The 25,115-nt window shown below is 38.8% G+C and carries 17 protein-coding genes; 2 read left to right on the top strand and 15 right to left on the bottom strand.

The annotated features are described in order from the left end of the window. Nucleotides 1–2: 2 nt before the first annotated feature. The 11 genes from ggt to ABJQ32_09085 form a co-directional block, all read right to left on the bottom strand. Nucleotides 3–1,637, bottom strand: coding sequence for a gamma-glutamyltransferase (gene ggt / locus ABJQ32_09135; GenBank protein ID MEP5289801.1), 1,635 nt, complete (start codon nucleotides 1,635–1,637; stop codon nucleotides 3–5). Nucleotides 1,638–1,665: 28 nt separating this feature from the next. Then, entirely contained in the window at nucleotides 1,666–2,031 is a 366-nt protein-coding gene (locus ABJQ32_09130; protein MEP5289800.1) for a VOC family protein, read from the bottom strand. Continuing rightward, on the bottom strand, nucleotides 2,028–2,780 hold the full coding sequence (locus tag ABJQ32_09125; protein MEP5289799.1) for a hypothetical protein: 753 nt from the start codon (nucleotides 2,778–2,780) through the stop codon (nucleotides 2,028–2,030). The genes ABJQ32_09130 and ABJQ32_09125 overlap by 4 nt, the downstream gene beginning before the upstream one ends. A gap of 56 nt (nucleotides 2,781–2,836) precedes the next feature. After that, entirely contained in the window at nucleotides 2,837–3,442 is a 606-nt protein-coding gene (locus tag ABJQ32_09120; GenBank protein ID MEP5289798.1) for a M23 family metallopeptidase, read from the bottom strand. A gap of 66 nt (nucleotides 3,443–3,508) precedes the next feature. After that, a complete protein-coding gene (gene trxA / locus ABJQ32_09115; GenBank protein MEP5289797.1) occupies nucleotides 3,509–3,832 on the bottom strand; it encodes a thioredoxin in 324 nt (107 codons plus the stop codon). A gap of 129 nt (nucleotides 3,833–3,961) precedes the next feature. After that, on the bottom strand, nucleotides 3,962–8,194 hold the full coding sequence (dnaE, locus tag ABJQ32_09110) for a DNA polymerase III subunit alpha (GenBank protein ID MEP5289796.1): 4,233 nt from the start codon (nucleotides 8,192–8,194) through the stop codon (nucleotides 3,962–3,964). 223 nt (nucleotides 8,195–8,417) lie between these two features. Continuing rightward, the gene (locus tag ABJQ32_09105; GenBank protein ID MEP5289795.1) at nucleotides 8,418–10,850 is read right to left on the bottom strand and encodes an ABC transporter permease; all 2,433 of its coding nucleotides are present in this window, start codon (nucleotides 10,848–10,850) and stop codon (nucleotides 8,418–8,420) included. Between the two features lie 47 nt (nucleotides 10,851–10,897). Then, nucleotides 10,898–12,139: a hypothetical protein gene (locus ABJQ32_09100; GenBank protein ID MEP5289794.1), complete on the bottom strand. Its 1,242-nt coding sequence runs from the start codon at nucleotides 12,137–12,139 to the stop codon at nucleotides 10,898–10,900. A gap of 233 nt (nucleotides 12,140–12,372) precedes the next feature. Further along, the gene (locus ABJQ32_09095; protein MEP5289793.1) at nucleotides 12,373–12,696 is read right to left on the bottom strand and encodes a YciI family protein; all 324 of its coding nucleotides are present in this window, start codon (nucleotides 12,694–12,696) and stop codon (nucleotides 12,373–12,375) included. A 33-nt stretch (nucleotides 12,697–12,729) separates the two neighbouring features. Further along, complete coding sequence (locus ABJQ32_09090; protein MEP5289792.1) at nucleotides 12,730–13,974, bottom strand: hypothetical protein; 1,245 nt, start codon at nucleotides 13,972–13,974, stop codon at nucleotides 12,730–12,732. Nucleotides 13,975–14,051: 77 nt separating this feature from the next. Beyond that, nucleotides 14,052–15,278: a M20/M25/M40 family metallo-hydrolase gene (locus tag ABJQ32_09085; GenBank protein ID MEP5289791.1), complete on the bottom strand. Its 1,227-nt coding sequence runs from the start codon at nucleotides 15,276–15,278 to the stop codon at nucleotides 14,052–14,054. Nucleotides 15,279–15,323: 45 nt separating this feature from the next. Between ABJQ32_09085 and ABJQ32_09080 the strand changes: the two genes are divergently transcribed. Then, the gene (locus ABJQ32_09080) at nucleotides 15,324–16,406 is read left to right on the top strand and encodes a hypothetical protein (GenBank protein MEP5289790.1); all 1,083 of its coding nucleotides are present in this window, start codon (nucleotides 15,324–15,326) and stop codon (nucleotides 16,404–16,406) included. 71 nt (nucleotides 16,407–16,477) lie between these two features. Further along, the gene (locus ABJQ32_09075; protein MEP5289789.1) at nucleotides 16,478–17,404 is read left to right on the top strand and encodes a M43 family zinc metalloprotease; all 927 of its coding nucleotides are present in this window, start codon (nucleotides 16,478–16,480) and stop codon (nucleotides 17,402–17,404) included. 54 nt (nucleotides 17,405–17,458) lie between these two features. Here the strand turns inward: ABJQ32_09075 and ABJQ32_09070 are convergent, their stop codons facing one another. From ABJQ32_09070 to ABJQ32_09055, 4 genes are all read right to left on the bottom strand, one after another. Further along, nucleotides 17,459–18,253, bottom strand: coding sequence for a hypothetical protein (locus ABJQ32_09070; GenBank protein ID MEP5289788.1), 795 nt, complete (start codon nucleotides 18,251–18,253; stop codon nucleotides 17,459–17,461). 338 nt (nucleotides 18,254–18,591) lie between these two features. Then, the gene (locus ABJQ32_09065) at nucleotides 18,592–19,122 is read right to left on the bottom strand and encodes a hypothetical protein (GenBank protein ID MEP5289787.1); all 531 of its coding nucleotides are present in this window, start codon (nucleotides 19,120–19,122) and stop codon (nucleotides 18,592–18,594) included. 185 nt (nucleotides 19,123–19,307) lie between these two features. Further along, nucleotides 19,308–21,962 (bottom strand): aconitate hydratase AcnA, encoded by a 2,655-nt coding sequence (acnA, locus tag ABJQ32_09060; protein MEP5289786.1) that lies wholly within the window; start codon nucleotides 21,960–21,962, stop codon nucleotides 19,308–19,310. Between the two features lie 304 nt (nucleotides 21,963–22,266). Beyond that, nucleotides 22,267–25,044 (bottom strand): bifunctional aconitate hydratase 2/2-methylisocitrate dehydratase, encoded by a 2,778-nt coding sequence (locus ABJQ32_09055; protein MEP5289785.1) that lies wholly within the window; start codon nucleotides 25,042–25,044, stop codon nucleotides 22,267–22,269. Between the last annotated feature and the right edge of the window lie 71 nt (nucleotides 25,045–25,115).

Genomic DNA, 25,115 nt, shown 5'->3' with positions numbered 1-25,115 from the left:
AATTATTGGTCAACTATTGGTGTTTTACCTTCGCCTCTACGGTCTATTCCGGTATCAAAACCTCTAATATTACCAGATTCATCATAAATAATTTTGATGCCTGTTGCATTGCCGATACTTCCCTTGTAAATGTTATGTCCTTTCTTTTTTAGTCTGGTTATCGTTGATTCTTCTAGTTCAGGATCAACTCTAATACGATTTGGCTCAATAAATGAGATTTTTGGAGCATCGATAGCTTCCTGCATACTCATGTTAAAATCGATAAGATTGAAAATAATTTGTGGCACATTCTGAGTGATGGTATGACCACCAGGAGATCCTAATGCTGCCCATGGTTTGCCATCCTTCATAATGATGACGGGGCAATCACCTGAAAGCTTATGTCTGCCAGGAAAGGCATCCATCGGATTCCCCTTCGGCTCAAACGTAGAATAGGCCATGGAATTGTTTAGCCATACGCCAGTACCATCAACCATAACTCTACTTCCAAACAAATTTCCTAGTGTTTGAGTAGCGCTCACAACATTTCCCCATTTATCGCTCACTACAAAATGAGTTGTGTTTTTACTTTCTGGAGTAAAAGGAGGGATGAAAGTCGTGGCGGCATTCCGGTTCAGTGAGGCTGCTGCTTTTCTGAGTATTTCTGAAGATAACAGACTATCCAGTGGAGCTTTTCGCACTTCAGGATCAAAAGAATAGGCCAGCCTAGCTTTATAAGATTCCTTGGTCATTTCTGCAAAAAGATGAAGATACTCTGCTGAATTGTGAGTTATTTCATCATTTCTTAACTCTCTCATAATACCAAGATTGACGAAGGCTGCAAATGAGTTTGCAGGTAAGCTAGCTGTATATACTTCAAATCCTTTGTAAGACATCTTCAATGGTTCCCACCATTCGGCTTCATTATTTTTCAAATCTTCTATGGAGAGAAAGCTTCCAACTTCCTTCATTTTTCGGTCTATGCTTTGAGCTATTTCACCGGTATAAAATGCTTTTACCCCATCTATTCTAATTTTTTTGTACGTATTCGCTAAATCGGTTTGAACAAGTTTATCTCCTTTATCTAATGGAGTACCGTTTGGTCCGTAAAACGCTTTGGCATATGGAGAGAAATCTTCATACGCAATAGCAATCCATCTAGCAAGACCAGGGGTGATTTTGAAACCATTTTCAGCATGCTCAATTGCTGAATCAAAAAGCTGAGTCCAACTCATGCTTCCATAATTATCATGCATGGCTTTCCAGGCATTCAAATTTCCTGGCGTAGAAATTGATTTGGGCCCAACTCTATTTTCCATATAATTAGGTGTGGGAGATCGCATTAAGTCAGTGTTCGTGGCTTTCGGAAATCGGCCGCTGGAATTTAAGTATCTGACACGATCTTCTTCCTTATCGTAAATTAAGATTGTTCCGTAACCACCTAGGCCTGACATCATAGGCTCTACCACATTTAAAGTAGAAGCTATTGCAATGGCTGCATCATATGCATTCCCACCTTTTTCAAGTACAGAAATTCCAGCTTGTGTAGCAAGAGGATGAGCTGTAGCTACACTTCCGTTAATTTCGTTCTCTGACTGCTGGGCATTAGAAAAAATGAGTTGAACTAATAGAAAAGTTGTTGCAGCAATTTTCTTCATTCCATGAATTTATACTAAACTAGTAGTATTAGGATATACCTTTTCCAATAATCAACTGATATCCGTTTAAATCTTGGATGACAAATTCTCTCATTTGATAGTCTGTATCATTGATTGGCTCAATAATATTCGCTCCTGAATCTAAATATTCTTGATAGACAGCATCAGCATCGTGCACAAAAATGTAAAGCTTAGAGTGGTTACTATTGATGAGGTTATGATCACTTTTCGCAAAGTGAATGCTGATTGCTTCTTCTCGACTGACTATTACGTAGGAGGGAGGATCTTCCCATTTGAATGAGATCGCAAATCCAAGCACATCTCTATAGTATTCTGCGGTGACCAGTGGATCAGCTACTGGGAAAATGGATGACGCATGAGAAAAAAGTTTCATTGTATTTGCTTATCAAACCATTTTAAAACCTGTTGCTCTACCTCAATTCTTGGTCTTGTATCTTTCTTAACCTGATCATAAGTTAGCGTCTCTATTTCCATTAAGTATTGAACTAGAATCTTGTCAACCAAGTATTGCGAGGGTAGTCCGCTTCCATCCTTTATTTTTATCCAGACCCAATGAGATCCGCCGGCTTTTTTACGTTCTATCAGCATAAGTTCTATGCTCTTATTAAGCAAACTAAGTTCGCCTTGTGATCGCGATACATATTCTGCATAACCTTCCAATTTCCACGTAGGAGTACTTAACGTTCCGAAACCATATCTATTGAATTGGTATGTGTGAATCATTTCATGAGCAATCAATTCTGCTAAATTCCATGATTGTCCATAACCAATAGCTTTATTGTCGGCAAAGCTTGCATCGCTTTTAAGAACAACTTTATTAGCTAGACCAAACCCAAATGCAGGGCCCTTAACACTACTTATTACCATGGGATACCATGACTGATCATCAAGACACAATTCAACTATGAATTCTTTGTCAAAGAGTTCAGATTTCTCTACAAGTTTGATTGAACTACGCAGGATATTTTCATAACCCTCTTCTAAAGGAAGGTTGTGATAGACAACCAACCCTTCGAAATCAGTCTTGTTTGCATAAGAGATGCCTGGGAATAGTATAAAGGCAATCAAAGAAATGATGGGAAGTGAAATCGTTATTCCCAGTCTCACAAATATTTTTTTCATGGGGGTGCATTTTTTTAGTCAAACGCTGATGGCTATTCACTGTTCAGCATTTTACACTAAAGGTATTTCTCCAGAAATTTAATAGGATTGTAGAAATACTTTTCTAACGTTTCTTGGTCATAGCAGATCATTGTATACGATCCGAATCTTCGCTGAAGTGTCTCTGGATTAGATTCTATTTTAATTGGGCGAACTTTTAGGATTTCAAAGTGAAAGTGATCAAACTGCCAACCATAGGCATCTAGTTCTTCTTTTGAATAGAATCTTGCCATGGGCTTATGCGGATGAACTATCTCATTGAGATTTACAAATATTGATGCGACATGTTCGTAGATAGTCCAAAATACTATGTCATCTATTTGGTGCTCAATGATCAATTGGGAATAGGGACCTTCATCTCGTTTGCTTATAACCTTGCCAGGTGCGATTGGAAATATGAACGGAGGATTTAAGTAATCTTTTTTGGGTCTCTTAATATCGATACCAGTATGAAGATGTTTGGTAAATTCTGGCCTGGCTTTTCGGGTAATTCCAAAGATCCCTATATCAGTTAACTCAATTTTAGCAACCGATTTTCTATTGGATGTTTCTACTGGAATAAATACTTGAGCGAGGCTAACGACTGCCCATAAAAGAAAGAGTCCAAAAAATGATAATCTCATGTAGCTAATAAACAAAGAAAGCCTTGATTCGTTCGAACCAAGGCTTTAGAGTTATGTTTTTTCTTATCAGGCCATTTGAGCAGTAAGCTTATCGCTCAATACATTCTTAGGCACAGCGCCAATTTGCTTATCAACTATTTCACCGTTTTTAAACACTAAAAGTGTTGGAATGGATCGGATACCAAATTTTGCAGAGACTTCAGGATTTGCATCTACATCAACTTTTCCTATTACAGCTTTTCCCTCAAAGTCTCCAGCTAATTCTTCTACCACAGGGCCGATCATCTTACATGGACCGCACCATTCCGCCCAGAAGTCAACCAATACAGGTTGATCAGAGTTGATAATTTCTTCAAAATTGTTATCGGTAATTTCTACTGCTTTTGACATAGTCTTGTGTGTTATAATAGTCTTGTGTGTTATTAATGTTTTTGTGTTTGCTTGATTGTCGAACGCAAAAGTACTTTTAATAGTTTATTCGATTCATGTCAAAAGACAAGATTGTTGTTCCCTTGACAATTAGTTCTTTTGTAAAATGACTCTATACTTTAGTTCTTCTATTGTTTGCAGGTCTTTTATCAGTTCATCTGTTGGCTCTATGGTGTACTTTCTACTGAGCATTTCAAGGTTAATAGCCCTGTTTTCATATACACCCACTAATGACATTTTTAAAAGGGACTTTCCAGGGTGTTGTTCTGCAATTCGTTCTATTTCATCTACCGTGATAGCATCGACATCCTCTAACCTCATTTTGAGTTCAAGACCTTTAGTCATCTTCTCTCTAATTTCACTTAAGTGTTCTATATTTTGAATCTTAAACTCCAATTCCTCACTTTTCCATCTATTCTGGACATTACCAGATAAATAAAGAAACCAGCCTTTTTCTAGCATTGGCTTGAATTTTAAATAGTCTTGAGAGAATAAATAGAAGGTGTAATTATCGTTAAAATCTTCTAAGGTGAATTGACCAAAAGGATTACCCTTTTTTGAGGTTCTGTGTTGTACATCACTGACAATACCCCCAATGCGTACATCTCTTCCTTGCAGTTTTTCTGGCTCTGATAGTTGGTGAATGCCTGCATTAGTAAGGTGATCCATTTCGAATTGAAATTGATTGAGAGGATGTCCTGATATGTAGAGTCCAACCATTTCTTTCTCTATATTGAGCTCCTCTATTTCACCATACGGTTCGATACGACCAACCTTTGGTTTTGTAATGTCTGTACCTGAAGCCCCACCAAAAAGAGAAGATTGATTGCTGGCTTCTTCTTCTTGCATCCTGTTAGCATAGCGGATTGATTTTTCAATCAAGGAAGAACCTTCATCGTCAAGTTCTACATATTGTCTTCTATGATAGTCTTCAAAACAATCAAAACCACCTGCTTTGGCAAGGCTTTCAAATGATTTCTTGTTGACGGTCCTTAAATTGACGCGTTTTGCGAAATCGAAAATATCAGCGAAATGACCATTCTCATCCCTTTCTTCAATGATGGCTTGTACTGCTGACTCGCCCGTACCTTTAATAGCTCCCATTCCAAACCGTATTTCACCATCAGAATTTACAGCGAAATCCTTATCAGATTCATTAACATGTGGTCCCAGAACCTTTATTCCACGGTTTTTACACTCCTCCATGAAGAAACTGACTTTATCAATGCTACTCTGATTGTGAGTAAGAACGGAGGCCATGTACTCTGCAGGGTAATTGGCTTTGAAATATCCTGTATGATAGGCTACCACGGAATAACATGTACTATGTGATTTGTTAAAAGCGTAAGCAGCAAAAGCCTCCCAATCAGTCCAAACTTTCTCCAGTTTATCTTCTGGATGTCCTTTTTCCTTTGCTTGCTCAATGAATTTAGGTTTCATTTCATCCAAGACATCCCGCTTTTTCTTACCCATGGCCTTACGGAGAACATCCGCTTCACCTTTGGTAAATCCAGCTAAGGACTGTGAAAGAAGCATTACTTGCTCTTGATACACGGTGATACCATAAGTCTCAGCCAGGTATTCTTCCATTGCAGGGACATCATAGCTGATTTGTTCCTTGCCATGTTTACGAGCTATAAAGTTCGGAATGTATTCCATTGGACCTGGACGATACAAAGCATTCATGGCTATGAGGTCTTCAAACTTATCTGGCTTTAATGCTCGAAGATGTTTCTGCATTCCTGGCGACTCAAACTGGAAAGTACCATTGGTCTCACCCCGCTGATATAACTCGTAGGTCTTTTGATCATCCAATGGAATCTTATCAATGTCGATTTTGATACCATGTCTTTTCTCAACATTTTCAACGGCAGTCTTAATGATGGACAAGGTTTTCAGACCCAAAAAGTCCATCTTCAGCATTCCTGCAGACTCAACTACGCTATTATCGAATTGAGTTACTAGAAGATCAGAATCCTTTTGCTTAGCAAGAGGAACAAAGTTGCTCATATCATCTGGCGTAATGATTACACCACATGCATGAATTCCAGTATTTCGAAGAGATCCTTCAAGAACAATTGCCTGATTTAGTACTTGGGAGGGGAGGTCTTTTCCTTTTCTAAGATCTTCCAGCTCTTTAACTTCTTTGAAGACTTTCGAAAATTTTGTTCCAGGTTGTTCTGGGACCAGCTTAGCGATTGCATCAGTCTCCGAAAGTGGCAGTTCCATTACTCGTCCTGCATCCCGAATAGCTGATTTAGGAGCCATGGTACCATAGGTAATTATTTGAGCTACCTGATCTTTGCCATATTTATCAATCACATACTTGATAACCTTTTCCCGTCCTTCATTGTCAAAGTCAATATCAATATCGGGAAGTGATACTCTATCTGGGTTTAAGAAACGCTCAAAAAGTAGATCATAAGCGATTGGATCTACATTGGTGATGCCAACGCAGTAAGCCACTACTGAGCCGGCTGCAGACCCTCTCCCAGGTCCAACGGCTACCCCCATTTCTCTTGCTTTTGCAGTAAAATCTTGGACAATCAAGAAATAGCCAGGATATCCTGTATTTGCAATGGTTTCAAGCTCAAAATCTATTCTCTCACGGATCTCATCAGTGATCTCATCATATCTTTTTTCTGCGCCTTCATAGGTTAGGTGTTTTAGATAGGCATTTTCACCTCGTTTACCACCGTCTTTCTCATCTTCAGAATCCAGAAATTGTTCAGGGATATCAAAAGCGGGGAGGAGCACATCCCTTTCCAGGCTATACTCTTCTATCTTATCTACAAGCTCAGAAATATTTTCTATTGCCTCTGGAATATCTCCAAAGGACTCTTTCATTTCTTTTTGAGTCTTGAAGTAGTAATTCTCATTTGCGAGTCCAGGTCTAAATCCTCTACCTCTTCCAATAGGTGTGCTTTGCTTCTGATTCTCCTTAATACAGATAAGAACATCATGAGCTTTAGCGTCTGTCTGATCTAAATAGAAGTATTCATTGGTAGCAATTAATTTGATGTCATGCTTCTTTGAAAAATCTACTAGTATTTCATTTAATCTATTCTCTTCCTCTAGTCCATGCCTATTTACTTCAAGATAGAAGTCATCTCCAAATAGGCTTTTCCAATATAATACTGCTTCCTCTGCTTGGGTTTCACCAACATTCAAAATCAGATGAGGAATCTCACCCCCCAGGCTTCCACTCAAAGCAATTACATCTTCTTTGTACTCTTCAATCAACGCTCGATCAATCCGTGGGAAAAGGCCATAATTACCCTCTTTATAAGCTATTGAGGTAAGCTTGATCAGGTTTTCATACCCTTTTTTAGACTTTGCCAGAAGGAGCTGTTTGAATCGCTTGTCTGGATTGTCTTTAGTGAATTGGAGTTTTAACCGCTCTTCAGCTACAAAAAATTCACAACCAATGATGGGCTTGATTCCTGCACCTTTAGCAGCTTTCACAAACTTGAAAGCTCCAAACATATTACCAAGATCAGTCAATGCTACTGCCGGCATCTCGTATTCTTTAGCTTTTGCAATGATGGCTCCTACATCTGGCGTGGCTTGCAGCACAGAAAATTGCGAATGTCCATGGAGATGACAGAAGACTCCTTTAATGTCTTCCGCTTTTACCTCTTCAGTACCAATCTTACCTGTTGATGCTTCTCGTTTGGTTGTAAAGTTGGCTGCATCCAGATCTGGTGCTTCATAAATGATATCAGAAGGACGGGTATCATCAATGGGGGGAATAATGGAACGCTTAAGGCATTCAAAGAAAGCTTTAGCTGTGGCATCTACATCATATGCAGCGTCGTGAGCGTCACCAAAACCTTCACCGAAGAGCTTTTCATAAAGTTCAATGAGTTTAGGCATCTTCAAGCGACCGCCAATACCTCCTTGCAATTGACAAAACTCTTTGGTCGAGATGGAGGTATCTATGTTTTTAGCTTCTGCTAAAAGATTGTCTTTTTTGGTTCGGAGATATTCTGCCCCAATGATCTTATTGTCAAACTCTATGTTGTGACCGACGAGTACTTCAGCTTTTTTAACATCTTCTGAAAACTTATCCAGTACCTCACTTAAGTCCTCTCCAACTTCAAGTGCATGCTTGGTTGAGATACCATGTATTTTCTCTGCATTAAATGGAATTGTGAATCCCTCTGGTTTCACGATATGGTTTCCGATAGACAGAAGTTTACCGGAATGATCGTGTAGTTGCCAGGCTATTTGGACAAGTCTTGGCCAATTATCCAGTTCTTCAACAGGAGCAGACTTGTTGTGAGGCAGTCCAGTGGTTTCAGTATCAAAAATGAGGTACATAGGGGAGGCTTATATTCTCTTCAAAATAAAACAAAGAGATTGATGAAGAATAAAAAAAGCCATGAAGAATCAGAGCTGTGGATAAGTTGTGGATACATGGATTACTTTTTGCTACTTTAAGGCAGTTTTACCTCAATGTTACTGGTCTCTTAAAGACTTACTAAGTCAACTTATAAAAAAGCCCACTCCAAAAGGAGTGGGCAATATAGTAGAGTAGATGAAATTATTCGTCCTTCAAGGACTTTGCAGGATTAGCTCTTGCGGCATTCCATGACTGGAAGCTCATAGTGACCCATGCAATCACCAGAGCAACGATTCCAGCCAATAAGAAAACTGTAAGATCAATATTTGTTCTGTTTTCAAAATCTTCCAACCACTTGTCCATAAAGAAGTAGGAAATTGGAGCGGCTATTATAAATGCGATCCCAACCAGCTTTATAAACTCCTTTGACAATAGAGTGATGATACTCATAATTGAGGCACCTAGAACCTTTCTAACTCCGATTTCTTTTGTTCTTTGCTCAGCAGTAAAAGCAGCTAGTCCGTAAAGGCCAAGACAAGCAATGAAAATGGCTAGGAATGCAAACACCCCGAATATTTGACCCAATTTTTGCTCATTTTCATACATCTCATTGAATTCCTGATCTAGAAAACTGTATTCGAAGGGCTGTCCTGGTGCAAACTCAATCCATTTTTCTTCCAGAAAGGAAACTGTTGATGGAATATTGTCACTATCAATCTTCAAACTTAAAAATCCACGACTGTTTCCCAATTGAAATATGAGTGGTTCAATACTATTTCGAAGACTTTGAAAGTGGAAGTTTTTTACCACACCAACAACCGTAAAAGTTGCTACAGTTGGTTCTTCTTGTGATCCTTCGTACGTAGATAGTTTTTCACCAATGGCTTTATCCCAACCTAGTCGTTCTACCGCAGCTTCGTTTAGAAGGATGGCCGAACTGTCGCTAACAAAATCTCTTGAAAAATCCCGACCTTCTTTTATTTCTATATCCAGCGTTTTTAAATAGTCATGATCCACTTGAAACTCACTAAAGACATAGCTTTCATCTTTTGTAGGGTTCGCTCCTGGAAACCACAAGTTATTGTTGTTATTACTTGGGACAGGAAGAAAACCTGATAAAGTAGCTGACTGCACCTTAGCATATTGTAATGCTTCATCTTTGTAAGATTCTGATTTGTCACCCATCATCCAAGGGTTATGAACGAGTAATACGTGATCCTTGGAGAATCCAAGTTTTTTATTCTGAATATATGATAACTGTTCATATACTATGGCTGTGCCGATGATCATGATGATACTTACACAGAATTGAAGAACTACCAGTGTGCTTCTCAATCCGCCTCCTTTAAGACCGAGGTTTACCTTGCCCTTGAGAACATCAACTGGTCTGAAGCGAGAAAGAAAGAATGCAGGATAGCTACCAGCAAGAAAACCGACAGTCACCAATACTCCCGCCATTATAAGAATGAAGGCCGGAGATAAAAGTTTATCAAAATTCATCACTTTGTCTGCCAATGTGTTAAACTGTTCCAATAGTAGGAATGAAAGTCCATAGGCAATAAGTATAGCAATGAATGTAATCAAGAATGCTTCCGTTAGAAACTGCTTTCTTAGCTGACCTTTGTAGGCGCCCATAGCCTTTCTAACACCTACTTCTTTTGCTCTACCAGCTGATCTGGCAGTAGATAAATTCATGAAATTTATACATGCCAGAATCAAAATGAAAAGTGCAATCGCTGTAAAGATCAAAATATATTTGATGTCGCCATTAGCTTCAAGGTCTCCTAGCTTGTCAGACTCAAGATGAATATCTGTTAGTGGAAATAGATAAAACCCCGCACTATTGCCTGCTGCTGCAAATTCTTCCATAGATGCTCCCATAAATTGCTCTATTTCAGGACCAATATATTTCTGAATTAGATCGGGAAATTTAGCTTCGAGATCGTCAGGGTCTGAGCCTTTTGCTAGCTTTAGATAAGTATTGAAATTGAAGCTCATCCAAAATTTTTGTTTTGCTTCTTCTCTACTTTCCATACTTAGCATTAAGCCAAATTGAAAATGAGAATTTGATGGCATATCTTCATATACTCCAGTTATTTCCCAATCTTCGTCATTATCTAAGATTACTATCTCTCCAACTGGATCATCATCTCCAAAAATCTTTTTAGCTGTTGACTGATTTATCACCAGTGTATTCGGTCTTTCTAAACAAGTATTTGGGTCACCTTTTATCAAGTTGAAATCCCAAAAAGTGAAGAAATTACTGTCAGCAAATACTACATCCTCCTCATTATAGGCATTAGTTTCACTTTTACGTCTGATCGTCCAATTTCCAGATCCTCTAAGCCTGGTCGACTCTTCTACTTCAGGAAATTCCTGCGGCATAGTAGGACCAGCAGGAGCGCTTGAAAGTGCAGTAATAAATTCTGAACCATTAATATTTCCACTAAAATCCATGCGGTAGATACGTTCAGCATCTGAGTGGAATTTGTCATAGCTCAGTTCATCTACAACATATAGAGAAATCATTAAAAAGCATGTCAGCCCTATCGAAAGTCCTAGAATGTTGATGAAAGAATAAAACTTATGCTTAAACAGGTTGCGAAGTGCAACATTGAAATAATTCTTGAGCATGATATTTTTGAGTTTAAGTCCTTTGAGTTAGTCTGTTAGTCCTTTGATTAATTCAAGGTGATTTTTTCAACTTTGTACCATGGTACATACACTCTGCCTGAATCAGTTTTTATTAATATACCTGAGTTTTTTTCTGTCACATCTTGACTTTCTTCAAGAGTCAACTCGTCACCATCACTTAGTTTAATCCTTGATGATCTGGAACCACGACGGGTTATTTCTTTGATGTTGCTAAACGGAATGATAAATTTCACATCATCATTTTCGCCATTTAGTAATTCAAAAGTGTACTCTTCATCTAAGTCATAGACGATTTCTCCTGAATGCCGATCTCCATTATCTACCTCTACGGTACCCATGATCTTCTTTGGTGAAGAAAAGGAACTGTAAGATGGACCACTGTTCGACACCTCTTTGAAAGTCACCTTATCAAATTCATCCCAGTCTATATCAACCCGACCAAGTCCTTTCACCGTAACGATAATTCCTTTATTGTCATCATCGACATCATTGGTTCCTCTCAAGTCTAATTCTCTGCCAGATTTGAGCGTTACAATACTACTACTATACCCATCACGTTCGATCGATTTGATCTTGTCAAAGGCAATTTCATAGTCGTCACCATCTTCTTCACCATCCAGAACATCGGTACCTACACGCTCATCATGATCCCACTGAATATATCCGGTAAATTCTCCTAGGTCACAAATGACCGTACCGTATAAAGGTTCCCCAAATTTTTCATCAAGATTTGATGGAGTAGGTAAGAATTCAATTTCCTCAAGATTGTTCCATGATAGTTGAATCGTTCCTAGTTCACTGTCCATGACCCTGATTCTAGCGCCCACATCATTGTATCCACTCCCATCAATATCTAGTGACTCCCCGTTCTTTAATCTTACTTCTACTCTATCATTTGATCGAATTCTTAATGATTTTATGTTTCCAAATTCAGTTGAAAATTCATGGACAAAGCGATCATTATCGTTATCCCAGGTGACGCTGATGAACCTTGATACCAAATCATTATTATGGTCGTATCTATCTTCTAATTCATCCAGTTCTCGGTTAGATAGGTAGTCGAGATTTTTGTTTTCTTTTTTGGAGGCATTAAACATATCCGTCCAATAAACTTCTTCTTTCCCCCATCTTAGAGGGCCTTCGTAAACATCACCATCTTCGGTAGTGACTCTTCCATAAATAAATCCTTCATCTTGAGCTGAAGCAGCAATAGATACTATGATACTTAAGGCACAGCCGATAGCTTTTAGGTTTTTTACTAGTGTCATAATTTTTTTGAGTTTTAAGGTCTTCTTCACATTTGATGTCGTATAAAGACAAAAGGTTGCAGCAATAGTTACTGCAACGTATTAATCATTTCTTATGAAGTGAATAGCCAAGTACTATGCCAATGTCCTTCTAAGGGATTAAAGTGGATTAATTAGTAAGAGTGTGTACGATTATCATATAGAACCTGTACACAATCGGACATCTCTATGGAGCAAGAACTGATCAAATAGTTTTATGATACTGATTTGACAAAAAGCTGAAAGTATTCATTCAAAGGACAAGAAGACGCAATGGATGTAGCCTCTTTATTATCAGCCGCCTCAATAAGAATAAAGCCGGCTATTAGCTCTTTTGCTTCTACAAAAGGCCCATCAGTTGTGAGTTTTTTCTTACTTGGAATTAGTTCTCCTTTATGTAAAGAAAGCCTTCTTGCGGTGACATGTTTTGAGCCAAGTGTTTCGGCCCATTTTCCATATTCTTTAATACAGTGCTGCTCTTCTGCGGGTGATAGCCCACGTTCATTTTCAGCTGCAATTACGATAAGATATTCTGACATGAGCAATTGACGATTAGAATTAGACTAATTGGACTATTCAATTTTACCAATTATTATATGCTCTTCTTGAGGATTGAAGCTTCCGTCTCTATCGTATGCCGCCCACGGGCTGTTTACGATGTAGTGGAAAACACCCTCTACCCAAGTTCCCTGCGTTGGTTCTCCTAATGCCCCTGCTTGAGCTAAAATTATTTTGTTAATGATCGAATCTCCATTTTCAGAGAGTTCATATTGAACCACTCTGTTTGGTTTAGTGCCGTTATGTAAGCCTATGAGGGAATTTTTATAGAAATAAAGTCCATCTATTCCTTTTATCAAGACGTCATTCGCTTCGATTTTGACTTTAACTATTTCCTTCGTATTTAGACTTACTTCGTAAATACCGTCGATGTAATCACTGGCATAAATACTACGTTCACCTTTACCAAAGGTCAATCCCTGAAGGTTAAAAACAGTTTCAGACATATCAATAAAGACTTCCAATTCACCAGATTCTTTATCTATCCAATAAATCTTATTTGCTGTTCCATCAGAGATGTAGACATTTCCTTGGGAATCAGAAATAAGATCACCAAAATTGTGCCCACCTGGAAGTGCAAACGTTTCAAGTAGTTTGCCACTCCTCAAGTCATATTTTAACACACTCGCATAACCTTCTTCGTTTTGATTATATCCTTGAAAATTATTCATGGATGAGGTGCAAACCCAAAGTATTTTTTCATCCTGCGACACTTCTAATCCCATAATGGACCAGGAATTTTTAGGAGATTCGGCCCATAGCTTTGGTGCATTATCTTGTTGAATTTCCCATATGTTTCCATCATGTGCTCCACCAATGAAAATTGATTTTTGCTTTTTTGAGTACGATATCGATTCAGGATGAATTTGTAGAAGGGGAATTTTATAAGCCACATCGATTGTTTTCTCCTCCTTCAGTAAACTTTGTTTTTGAATAATGTCTTTAAACTCTTCCAAATTCACAATTGATTGAAAATCTGAGTCTTTTGTGAAATCTTGAGTAGCATCCATGAGAACATACTTATGAAGTGTTTCTAATGATTTTTCTTTATCCCCAATTAACGCATAGCTTCCAGCTAGATTATAGACAACTGCTGGGTAGTTAGGACGCATTGTGTCAATGCTATACATTTTCTCTTGAAAAAGAGCATATTCTTTCTCTTCATAGGCTTTGAGACCTTCCTGATAGAGTTCTCTTAGACTTTGTCCAAAGCTTAAGTTGGTAACTAGAATGATGAGTGAGTATATTAATTTGCGCATAATTTTTTGATTACACACCCACAACAGGCCATCTAAAACAAACCATTAACCGTTTGTAAAAATGCCTAGAAATTGAATCAAAATTCAATAGAAAAGTTAAGTCGTTCACCACCTCTATCCACAATCACCTTTGTTTTATCACCTTTCGAATAGGTAGATAGTGCACGCATATAACTCATCATGTCTGTAACAGTACTATCACCTAATTGAACAACAATATCGCCTTTCAGGATGCCTGCCTTAATTGCTGGTTTATCCTCGCTCACCCCATCGATCCGCATGCCTTCACCATCAAACATGTAGTCTGGAACAACTCCTAGAGTTACCGTAAATCTGGGGTTATCAGAATTGTCTTTGGTTTTTGTAAAAGCGATTTTTTCATCATCGTCCATTAACAATATCATTCGCTCTATAAAAGATGCGACCTGGAGAATTCCATTAAAATTTATTTTATCAGTATCGTCTCCTGGTTTATGATAATCCTCATGCTGCCCCGTAAAGAAATGAAGGACAGGAATATCTTGAAGATAGAATGAAGTATGATCTGAAGGGCCAACACCAGATTCACTTTTGATAAGCTTTAAACTATCTGAGTTCACTTCATCAAGTAACCAATTCCAAATGGGGGATGTGCCCGTACCATTTACAGCCAATCCTTTGGATTGATCCAGCCTCCCTACCATATCCATATTGATCATGAAATTCACTTTGGAAAGGTCGACTGTTGGATTTTTTGTAAAGTAATTTGAGCCCCATAACCCTTTTTCTTCACCTGACAACCCAATGAAGATGATGTCTCTGTCGAGTTCTTTTTCTGATAAAACCCTTGCAAGATGAAGCATTGCTGCTACTCCACTGGCATTATCATCAGCTCCATTATGAATAGCTTTTTCTCCTCTGTGAAGCGAAGAAAAATCACCCATGCCTAGGTGATCATAATGAGCCCCAATAACTACTAATTCATCCCCAGGATTATCAATCATTCCCAATACATTGTATCCAGTAATGCCATTTTCGCCACTTTCTGATGATGGTTGGGCATGCGGATTATCAGCATCTTTTACAAAAAAAGATTGATAGAAACCGTCGGTTCCTTTGGGTTGAAGACCTGCTTTTTTAAATTCATTTGTGATGTAATCGGCAGCCATTTTTTCACCTTCAGTGCCGACTTCTCTGCCAGATAATGAATCACTGGCAAGGATTTTAACATCATCGGAGATCTGAGCTACAGGATCATATGAAGAAGGCTGATCACAAGAGTAAAAAGTGGCCAATACTAAGAGAGATGACAAATGCTTTTTCATAGCATGAAATTACAGTTTATTTTCGCGATCTAAATATAATGCTCAATGAAGAACCTTCTATTTTTATCTATCGCCATTATTCTATTTTCTTGCCAACAGTCAACTAAGTCTTCTGGTGAAGAGACAAGTACTGACTCATTGAGATATGAAAATGAAGTGCATCTGCGAAATGTCAGACAACTAACATGGGGAGGAAACAACGCAGAAGCTTACTGGAGTTTTGATGGAAAAAGTCTTGTTTTTCAATCGGACTTTGCTGATTGGGGTGTAGAATGTGACCAAATTTTCACTTTAGAGATCAATAGTGTTGAGAAAGGAAAAAGGCCACCGATGGTAAGTACTGGATTGGGTCGAACTACGTGCGCATATTTCCTACCAGGGGATTCTTTGATAGTGTATGGATCTACTCACTTAGCTGATAGCCTTTGCCCGCCTACTCCGTCTAGAAGTACGGGAAAGTATGTTTGGCCTATTTATGAAGGATATGACATTTTTACTGCTGACTTAAACGGTAAAATAGTTAATCAACTTACGACTGAAGAGGGCTATGATGCTGAAGCTACCGTATCACCAAATGGTGACAGAATTATTTTCACATCTACACGTTCTGGTGATTTAGAACTGTATACGATGAATTTGGATGGATCAGACGTAGTACAAATCACAGATGAATTGGGGTATGATGGGGGTGCCTTCTTTTCTCCTGATGGGAGTAAAATTGTGTGGAGAGCTTCAAGGCCTCAAACTGAAGAAGAGATTACAGAATATAAAGATCTGTTAGATCAGGGATTGGTTCAACCAACTGAAATGGAACTTTATATTGCTAATGCTGATGGAACAGAGGCTAAGAAAATCACAAGTTTGGGAAATGCGAATTGGGCACCATTCTTTACTCCAGGTGGAGATAAAATTCTTTTCTCATCGAATCATGCCTCTGAAAGGGGATTTCCTTTCAATTTGTTCTTAATCAATATCGATGGATCAGGATTGGAGCAAGTAACTTTTGATGACACGTTTGATTCATTCCCTATGTTTAGTCCTGATGGTAAGTATTTAGTCTGGGCATCCAATAGAAACAATGGAGGAACAAGAGATACCAATCTTTTTGTAGCTGAGTGGGTAGATTAGTATTAGGATAGTGACTTTTTGTCTACCGTTTTGTTCAACGGATTTATTTGCTCAACGTACTAATGAGCAAGATGAAAAACTTACTTATTTGTACGCTTGTCCTGACCTTGTTTAATAGATGCAGCTCGGACAATGGTGTAATTCCGATTGAGGAAGAACCTGATTTGGAAACCCCTTCCAATGGCATTTATACGATACCCATTGTAGTTCATGTTTTACACAATAATGAATCAATAGGAGAAGGAGGGAATCTATCTGAAGAACGTATTTTAAATCAGATAGAAAGCTTAAATGATGATTATCGTAAGAGAGAAGGAACCAATGGTTTCAACGAACATCCAGCTGGAGGAGATGCCAAAATTGAGTTTGTTCTGGCAAGTCAAACACCAGAAGGAAAATCAACCAATGGTATTGTTAGGATAAATCTATTGGAGATAGATAATCCAGTGGAATCCAATTCAACATTTGATTATTGCGCATATTATAGTTATTGGAATCCTGAAGAATACTTAAACATATGGACACTTCCATATATCGATTTGACCGATCTTTTTCTGGGATTAGGCACTGGACCGGAGACTGATCTTCCAGGAAAAGACGCCCTTGCGAAAGGAGAGCCTTTTCAGGCGGAAGGAGTGATCATTAATGTTCCTCATTTTGGGGAAAATGATACTTTATCCACGTATAATCTAGGAAGAACGTTGACTCATGAGATTGGGCACTACCTAGGATTACTACATCCATGGGGGGCACAGGATTGTGACAATAACGACTATTGCGATGACACGCCAAATGTTGATAGACCTGTTACAACCTGTAGCTTATCTTTAGGTTGTGGAGGTGAAGAAATTCAAGTTCAAAACTACATGAACTGGAGCCCAGATGATTGTATGAATATGTTTACCAATGATCAGATTGAAAGAATGCACTACGTTCTTCAAAATAGCCCTCGAAGGAAAACACTTTTAAAATCTAAGGGACTGCAGTTACCCCAGTAATAAAAAAATCCCGGCCTGAAAAAGCTGGGATTTTATCGTTGTTCGTAATGAATTTTATTCTTGAAGCGTTACGGATCGCTCAACCGTATTGAATGGCCCTGGGATTGCATTTCCCTCAGCATCCAACAGTTCTAACTTTATATTTACTTCACCCATCGGCAATCCTTCAATGTAATATGGAGCCCACTCATCAATCATGAATTCGCTTCCATTTATTGTTGCTCTTACTTTATTTCCATCCGGAGAAATCGAAGTATTTAACAAATAGAAATCCAGCATTACTTTCTTAGTATCTTCTCCTTTATATGTGCCTTTAGGTCGACTATAGAATAGGTGAGGGGCTGTTAAGTCTGCTTCTTCTCCATCAATCTCACCTACCTTGAGATTTTCAATGTGAAATGCTCCTTCACTTTTCACACTTTCATGATATGATCTAGAAAGAAATGCTAGAACAACATAATTTCCGGGATCCAATTGATTGTTAACACCAGGCATATAGTGCGCTGAATATGGTCCATTATTGACAATGAAATGAATGTGTTGTCCTTTTCCAGAATTAGCAATTCCTCTAGTAGCAGCATCTTCGGTTTGAATGCCTAGTTCATAGTTAGCTACATCAAAGCTGTAATCGACAGAAAACATAGAATCGTTTTCTAGCAATGTTAGGTCACTCTTTGTTAAAGTAGCGTCTGGGAATTCTGGTGAAGCAGGTGCTTTTGTGAGTGTAATGCTTACGCTTGGTTTTTCTTCACTAGCACTTCCTTCTTCTGATTTGGATGGAGCTGTGCATGAAAAACCAATAATAGTTATCGCCAAGATTGATAATAATCCACGGTTTTTAGTTTTCATAGTATAGGTTGTTTCAGTTTGTTTAAAGTTAAAGCTATTCATTGATGATTTAATGAGATAGCGATAATCATAACAAACAAGTTAATATGATGTTTATGAAGTTATCCTTGGATTTCAAGAAGTCTAGTATAGGGAATGAGGTGGTGAATAGTATAGTGCTAATGACTATGAATTGAAGCTACTTCTGATGGTATTGTAAATAACTCTTGAGATAGATAAAATCAGAATATTGACTACTACGAACTTTGATGTGCAAACTAACGATTGTATGAAATTTGATAATTAAATATCCAAGATAGGTTATGAAGCCTATCTTGGATTTAAACCAAATCTTATTGCTAGTTAAATAAACCACCTAAGGCGGCTAGGCCATCGATGGATACAAATTCACCACTTACTTCAACAGTTTCTCCATCAGAATTCATCAATATACTATCGAAGTTTCCTGATACGTTTTCATCGTTAGAAGTAGTAATATTTATCTCATAATCAATCACACTTGTATCTATGTCGTCAAAAATAAAAGGATCAGTAGAGTAGCTACTAAAGGCCTCTGTGAACGAAATACTTAATTTTACTTCGTCAGTGTTATTCGCTTTAGTGTAAGTGCCAGTGTTGAAGCTTGGTAGGCTTAGTGAAAATCCTACTGTATCAGTGCCATTCACAACACTTCCATTTATTTGAAAAGTTTCTTCATCGTTAAAGGTTATTTGAGAGAAAGAAACAGCGAAATTTTCTTCCTTATTATAGGTCGTTCCATCAATATTGAGTGTAACTGAAGAATTATCTGCAAATACGTCTTCATCTTCGCCACAAGAAGAAAATGTAATCAAGCTAGCAATTGCAAAAAGTAATACTAAATTTTTCATTTTTTTATTCAAGTTTATAAAGAGCAAAGCTAGAGTGAACAGTCGTCTAAAAAGGGAAAGTGATTTGGATTTCGATAAACCTTGGGTTAGCAAGGGCAAACGAAAAAAAGCTCTCCTCAAATGCCTAGAATAATCGGCATTTGAGGAGAGCTTTTATTTACAATATGAGATTACTTCTTAAAAGACTAGTTTTTAAGGAAATTCCTTAAAACATAATTGAGAATTCCTCCATGTTTATAATACTCAACATCTACGCCTGAGTCGAGCCTAACCAACGCTTTGAATTCCACTTTTGAACCATCTTTCTTGGTTGCAACAACATCTACTAGTTTGCCTGGAGTCAAGTTGTTAGATATTCCCGAAATATCATACGTTTCCTCTCCGTTCAATCCAAGAGTATCCTGAGTTTCACCTTCCTGAAATTGAAGAGGTAACACGCCCATACCCACAAGGTTGGAACGGTGAATACGTTCGTAACTCTCTGTAATCACTGCTTTCACACCAAGTAGAAGTGTTCCTTTAGCTGCCCAGTCTCTGGAAGACCCAGAGCCATATTCCTTGCCTCCAATGACTACCAATGGAGTGTCAGCTTCTTGGTACTTCATAGAAGCATCAAACACTGTCATTTCTTCACCAGTTGGATGGTATGTGGTCCAGCCACCTTCCCTGGTTGCTAATTTATTTTTGATTCGAACATTCGCGAACGTTCCGCGCATCATGACTTCATGATTACCTCGTCGTGAGCCATATGAGTTGAAATCCTTTTTCTCTACAGAGTTCTCAATCAAATATTTTCCAGCCGGATGCTCTGGAAGAAACTTCCCAGCCGGCGAGATGTGATCTGTCGTTACCATGTCGCCCATCTGAAGAAGCACTTTTGCGCCGCTGATATTCTCAGGGTTTGGTACATCTTCAGAAATGTTCTGGAAGAATGGAGCTTCTTGGATGTAAGTTGACTTACTATCCCAATCGTATGTTTGACCTGTAGGTGCTTGAAGGTTTTGCCATGCATCGTCTCCGTCGAAGATGGTCTCATAGTTTGATTTGTAATCTTCTGGCTTAAGCACCTCAGTCATTACTGCTTGGATCTCAGAAGAAGAAGGCCAAATATCTTTTAAGTAAACAGGGTTGCCATCTCTGTCATCTCCAAGCGAATCATTGTTCATGTCGAAGTTGGTCGTGCCTGCTATGGCATAAGCAACCACTAGCATTGGTGATGCCAAGAAATTCATCTTGATATTTGGGTGGATACGAGCCTCGAAGTTTCTGTTTCCAGAAAGGGCTGAGCAAACAATCATGTTATTCTCGATAACTGCCTTTTGAACTTCAGGGATCATGTCTCCCGAATTACCAATACAAGTGGTACATCCATACCCAACGTTGTAAAAACTCAATGCTTCCAGTTCTTTGGTTAAATCTGATTTGTTCAGGTAGTCTGTAACTACTCTCGATCCAGGAGCAAGAGAAGTTTTCACCCAAGGCTTGATTTGAAGGCCAAGCTCATTGGCTTTTTTTGCAACTAAGCCAGCGCCAATCATTACACTTGGGTTGGAAGTATTGGTACAAGAAGTAATTGCAGCGATGACTACCGACGATTCATCTAATGTGAAGTCACCATGATCTTTTGTTGAGACTTCAATACTCTGGCCTTTTGCTCCATACTCATCTAGCAACTTAACCATTTGAGTTTTAGCGTTTCTCAACAAGATTTTATCTTGTGGGCGCTTAGGACCAGAAATGGTTGGTTCTACAGTTCCTAAATCTAACTCGATAACGTCAGTGTATTCTATTTGTGCTGAATCATCTCTCCAAAGCATATTGGCTTTTGCGTAAGCTTCCACCATGTCAATGTGATCTTCAGGACGACTTGTTCTGCGCATATAGTCCAGTGTCTGTTCGTCAATTGGCCAGTGCGTATCTGTACAGCCAAATTCCGGTGACATGTTCGAAATGGTAGCTCTGTCAGTGACGGCAAGATTTGCTAGTCCGGGACCAAATACCTCTACGATTTTACCCACCACTCCATAGTCACGAAGTAGTCGGGTTATGGTCAAAACTAAATCAGTAGAAGTGGTACCTTCCACCATTTTACCTGTAATTTTTAAACCGATTACCTGAGGTAGAATCATATAGATCGGTTGACCAAGCATGGCTGCTTCCGCCTCAATTCCTCCAACGCCCCATCCAAGAACTCCAATTCCATTCACCATCGGGGTATGGGAATCAGTTCCTACCAATGTGTCCGGGAAAAGATAACCGTCCCTTTCAATCACTCCTTTTGCCAAATATTCAAGATTTACTTGATGGCATATACCCATGCCTGGAGGCACCACACTAAAGTTTGTGAATGCTTGCTGTCCCCACTTTAGCAGCTTGTATCTTTCGTCGTTTCGTTCATATTCAAGGTCCACGTTCTTTTGGTATGAATCTGCTGCACCAAAATGATCTACAACCACTGAATGATCAATGACCATATCAGCTGGAACTACGGGATTTGTTTTGGAGGTGTCTTTTCCTTTTCTGGCTACTTCAGCCCTGATAGATGCGATATCTACTACAGCGGGCACTCCTGTAAAATCTTGCATTAAAACTCTTGCAGGGCTGTAAGGAATGTCTTTTACGCCAGCAGTTTCTTTCCATGAAAGTATCGTATTAATATGATCCTCAGTTACAGCAAAACCATCATAATTTCGAATGACGTTTTCCAAAAGGATTCGAATCGAATAAGGAAGTGTTTTGACGACATCTTTCTTTTTGGCAAGTTCAAAAAGGCTAAAATATTTTTGATTGCCAAGTTGTGAGGGTAGTTGTTTTTCGATTCCTAAAAAATCCTGTGGCATTGAGTATTTATTTTAATGTGATGATTCAATGTTATTTAGCTAAGGTCTGAAATACATCTATTTAGTCATTCTGAACTTGTTTCAGAATCTTCTTTTCTTTAACCGATTTGTCTAGATACTGAAATGAATTCAGCATGACTTTAACGAAACAACACTAGTTATTGATTCTTAAAGATAAACATTAAAGATCTTTCTTAAAGTTCCTTCTAAGTAGAATACTAAAATCAGGAGTTTAAGAAAGGGCAACAAAAAAGCCCAAGTCATGAAACTCAGGCTTTTGATTTCGTAACAATTAATCTAGCAACTATTTTACAAGGAGCTTACGGGAAGGTGCGAACTTCGTCAGATTAATACCTTTCACTGCAGCCTTATATTCGTCCATTGTGGGAGTTCTTCCCAGAGCTGTAGAAAGAACCACAACAGGTGTAGATGAAAGTAATGATTCTCCTTTTTTCTCATTGGAATCTTTAACAACTCTTCCTTGGAAAAGACGAGTAGAGGTAGCCATTACCGTATCGCCTGGAGCTGCTTTCTCTTGGTTACCCATACAAAGGTTACAACCTGGACGCTCTAGGTACAACATGTTTTCATACTTAGTACGTGCTTCACCTTTAGGCGCATTGTCATCAAATTCGAAACCTGAATACTTCTGTAATACTTCCCAGTCACCTTCAGCCTTCAACTCGTCTACAATGTTATACGTAGGAGGAGCGACTACAAGTGGTGCTTTGAATTCAACTTTTCCTTGTTGCTCTTCTATATTTTTAAGCATTTGAGCCAAGATTTTCATATCACCCTTGTGAACCATACAAGAACCAACAAATCCTAGATCAACTTTTTTATCTCCACCATAGTAAGATAAAGGCCTGATGGTGTCATGCGTGTATCGTTTTGAAACATCTTCATTATTCACATCAGGATCGGCAATCATTGGTTCTGCAACTACGTCAAGATCTATTTCAACCTCAGCATAATACTTCGCGTTCGCATCTGGAGTAAGTGCTGATTTCTCGCCTGACTGAATCTCTGCAATTCTCTTATTAGCTATATCAATCAGACCTTGAAGCACTTGCTTCTTGTTGTCCATACCCTTTTCTATCATGATTTGGATTCTACCCTTGGCAATCTCCAGTGATTCGATCAAAGTGTCATCTTCAGAAATACAGATAGAAGCTTTTGCTTTCATCTCGGCAGTCCAATCAGTGAATGTGAATGCTTGGTCGGCAGTAAGTGTTCCAAGGTGAACCTCAATGATTCTTCCCTGGAATACATTCTCTCCACCAAACTGCTTAAGCATTTGCGATTGTGTGGCATGAACAACATCACGAAAATCCATGTAATCCTCCATGGCACCCTTGAAGGTTACTTTTACTGATTCAGGGATTGGCATGGATGCCTCACCTGTAGCAAGTGCAAGCGCCACTGTTCCAGAATCAGCACCGAAAGCCACGCCTTTAGACATTCTTGTATGAGAGTCTCCTCCAATGATGATGGCCCAATCGTCAATAGTAATGTCATTCAATACCTTGTGAATCACATCCGTCATAGCATGATATGAACCTTTTGGGTCACGAGCTGTGATGAGGCCAAAGTCATTCATGAATTTCATGAGCTTTGGAATGTTTGCTTGTGCTTTCTTGTCCCACACAGAAGCAGTATGACACCCTGATTGATAAGCACCATCTACGATTGGCGAAATGGTGGTAGCAGCCATGGCCTCTAACTCCTGAGAAGTCATTAGACCTGTCGTATCCTGCGATCCTACAATGTTCACTTCAACACGAACATCAGAACCAGCATGCAATACTTTTCCTGAAGTTGTACCAACGGCATTCTTATTAAATATTTTCTCTACTGCAGTAAGACCTTGTCCTTCGTGAGAAATCTCTTTCGATGTAGCAAATACTGTAGGAGCTTCAATTCCTAATGTTTTCGCTGCGAATGTTTGAATCTTTTTACCAAAGACAATGGCGTATGATCCGCCAGCTTTAATGAATTCAACTTTCTGTGGAGTTAATGAAGCTGAAATGTCCATCAACTCTTTGTCTCTATTGTACAATTTTTTCTTCTTGGTGTTGATGGTTAAAACAGTTCCTGTAGCAACAGAATAAGCTTCCTCAAGAACAGGTTCACCATCTGAGTCCATAATAACATTACCTTCGGCATCTGTCTTCTTCACCCAGTTTTTAAGGTCAATCCCGATACCCCCTGTAACACCAACTGTGGTTAAGAAGATTGGAGAAATTCCATTCGTGCCTGCAATGATTGGAGCAATGTTGATAAAGGGGACATATGGGCTGGCTTGGATGCCTGTCCATAGTGCTACGTTATTGACTCCTGACATTCTTGACGAACCAACACCCATTGTCCCTTTTTCAGCGAGTAGCATGACGCGCTTGTCAGGGTGCTTTTCCTTTAGAGCAGAAAGTTCATTCTGCATGTCTTTATTGTGTTCAAATATACACTGACCATGTAGCTCACGATCTGATCTAGAGTGAGCATCACCACCAGGTGAAAGTAAATCTGTAGAAATATCTCCCACACCAGCGATATAAGTAACAATTTCAATTTCTTCCTCTACTTCTGGGAGTTTCGTGAAGAACTCAGCCTTTGCATAACTCTTTAAAATATTTTTGGCGATTTCATTACCATTTTTGAATGCTTCCGCTAGACGGGAGGTGTCCGCATCGTAGAGGAATACTTGCGTTTTAAGAACCTTTGCTGCTTCTTCTGCAATAGAAGCAGCACTGCCTAAAGCGAGATCAAGTAGTACTTCAATGGAAGGTCCGCCCTTCATATGTGACAACAACTCAAAAGCAAAGGCAGGTGTGATTTCTTCAACAATGGATTCACCTAGAATGATTTCTTTCAAAAACTGAGCTTTTGCGCCTGCAGCACTTGTGGTACCAGGGATGGTATTGTAAATGAAGAATTTCAGCGAGTCTTCTCGGTGTTCATTACCTGAATCTTTGATTTGCGCGATGATTTCGCTTAGTAATTCAGCATCCTCAATCGGTTTTGGGTGAAGTCCTTGTTCTTTACGTTCCTCAATCTCCTTGATGTAATCTTTATATAAGTTCATATTAAGTCTTTTCAATGTTAAAGGCAGACTTTTAAAAAGTTGCTTTATAAATTCCTCCTCTAAGTATTTCA

The sequence above is a fragment of the Marinobacter alexandrii genome, assembly GCA_039984955.1.
Lineage (GTDB): Bacteria > Bacteroidota > Bacteroidia > Cytophagales > Cyclobacteriaceae > Ekhidna.
Note: the sequence above shows the minus strand (reverse complement) of the source record. Positions and strands in the feature narration are given on the sequence as shown.

Coding starts and splice junctions, on each gene's coding strand:
- trxA (MEP5289797.1), bottom strand. CDS start 3,832: ATGTCAAAAGCAGTAGAAATTACCGATAACAATTTTGAAGAAATTATC.
- ABJQ32_09070 (MEP5289788.1), bottom strand. CDS start 18,253: ATGAAAACTAAAAACCGTGGATTATTATCAATCTTGGCGATAACTATT.
- ABJQ32_09095 (MEP5289793.1), bottom strand. CDS start 12,696: ATGTCAGAATATCTTATCGTAATTGCAGCTGAAAATGAACGTGGGCTA.
- ABJQ32_09085 (MEP5289791.1), bottom strand. CDS start 15,278: ATGAAAAAGCATTTGTCATCTCTCTTAGTATTGGCCACTTTTTACTCT.
- acnA (MEP5289786.1), bottom strand. CDS start 21,962: ATGCCACAGGATTTTTTAGGAATCGAAAAACAACTACCCTCACAACTT.
- ABJQ32_09065 (MEP5289787.1), bottom strand. CDS start 19,122: ATGAAAAATTTAGTATTACTTTTTGCAATTGCTAGCTTGATTACATTT.
- ggt (MEP5289801.1), bottom strand. CDS start 1,637: ATGAAGAAAATTGCTGCAACAACTTTTCTATTAGTTCAACTCATTTTT.
- ABJQ32_09080 (MEP5289790.1), top strand. CDS start 15,324: ATGAAGAACCTTCTATTTTTATCTATCGCCATTATTCTATTTTCTTGC.
- ABJQ32_09075 (MEP5289789.1), top strand. CDS start 16,478: ATGAAAAACTTACTTATTTGTACGCTTGTCCTGACCTTGTTTAATAGA.
- dnaE (MEP5289796.1), bottom strand. CDS start 8,194: ATGTACCTCATTTTTGATACTGAAACCACTGGACTGCCTCACAACAAG.
- ABJQ32_09130 (MEP5289800.1), bottom strand. CDS start 2,031: ATGAAACTTTTTTCTCATGCGTCATCCATTTTCCCAGTAGCTGATCCA.
- ABJQ32_09125 (MEP5289799.1), bottom strand. CDS start 2,780: ATGAAAAAAATATTTGTGAGACTGGGAATAACGATTTCACTTCCCATC.
- ABJQ32_09120 (MEP5289798.1), bottom strand. CDS start 3,442: ATGAGATTATCATTTTTTGGACTCTTTCTTTTATGGGCAGTCGTTAGC.
- ABJQ32_09055 (MEP5289785.1), bottom strand. CDS start 25,044: ATGAACTTATATAAAGATTACATCAAGGAGATTGAGGAACGTAAAGAA.
- ABJQ32_09100 (MEP5289794.1), bottom strand. CDS start 12,139: ATGACACTAGTAAAAAACCTAAAAGCTATCGGCTGTGCCTTAAGTATC.
- ABJQ32_09090 (MEP5289792.1), bottom strand. CDS start 13,974: ATGCGCAAATTAATATACTCACTCATCATTCTAGTTACCAACTTAAGC.
- ABJQ32_09105 (MEP5289795.1), bottom strand. CDS start 10,850: ATGCTCAAGAATTATTTCAATGTTGCACTTCGCAACCTGTTTAAGCAT.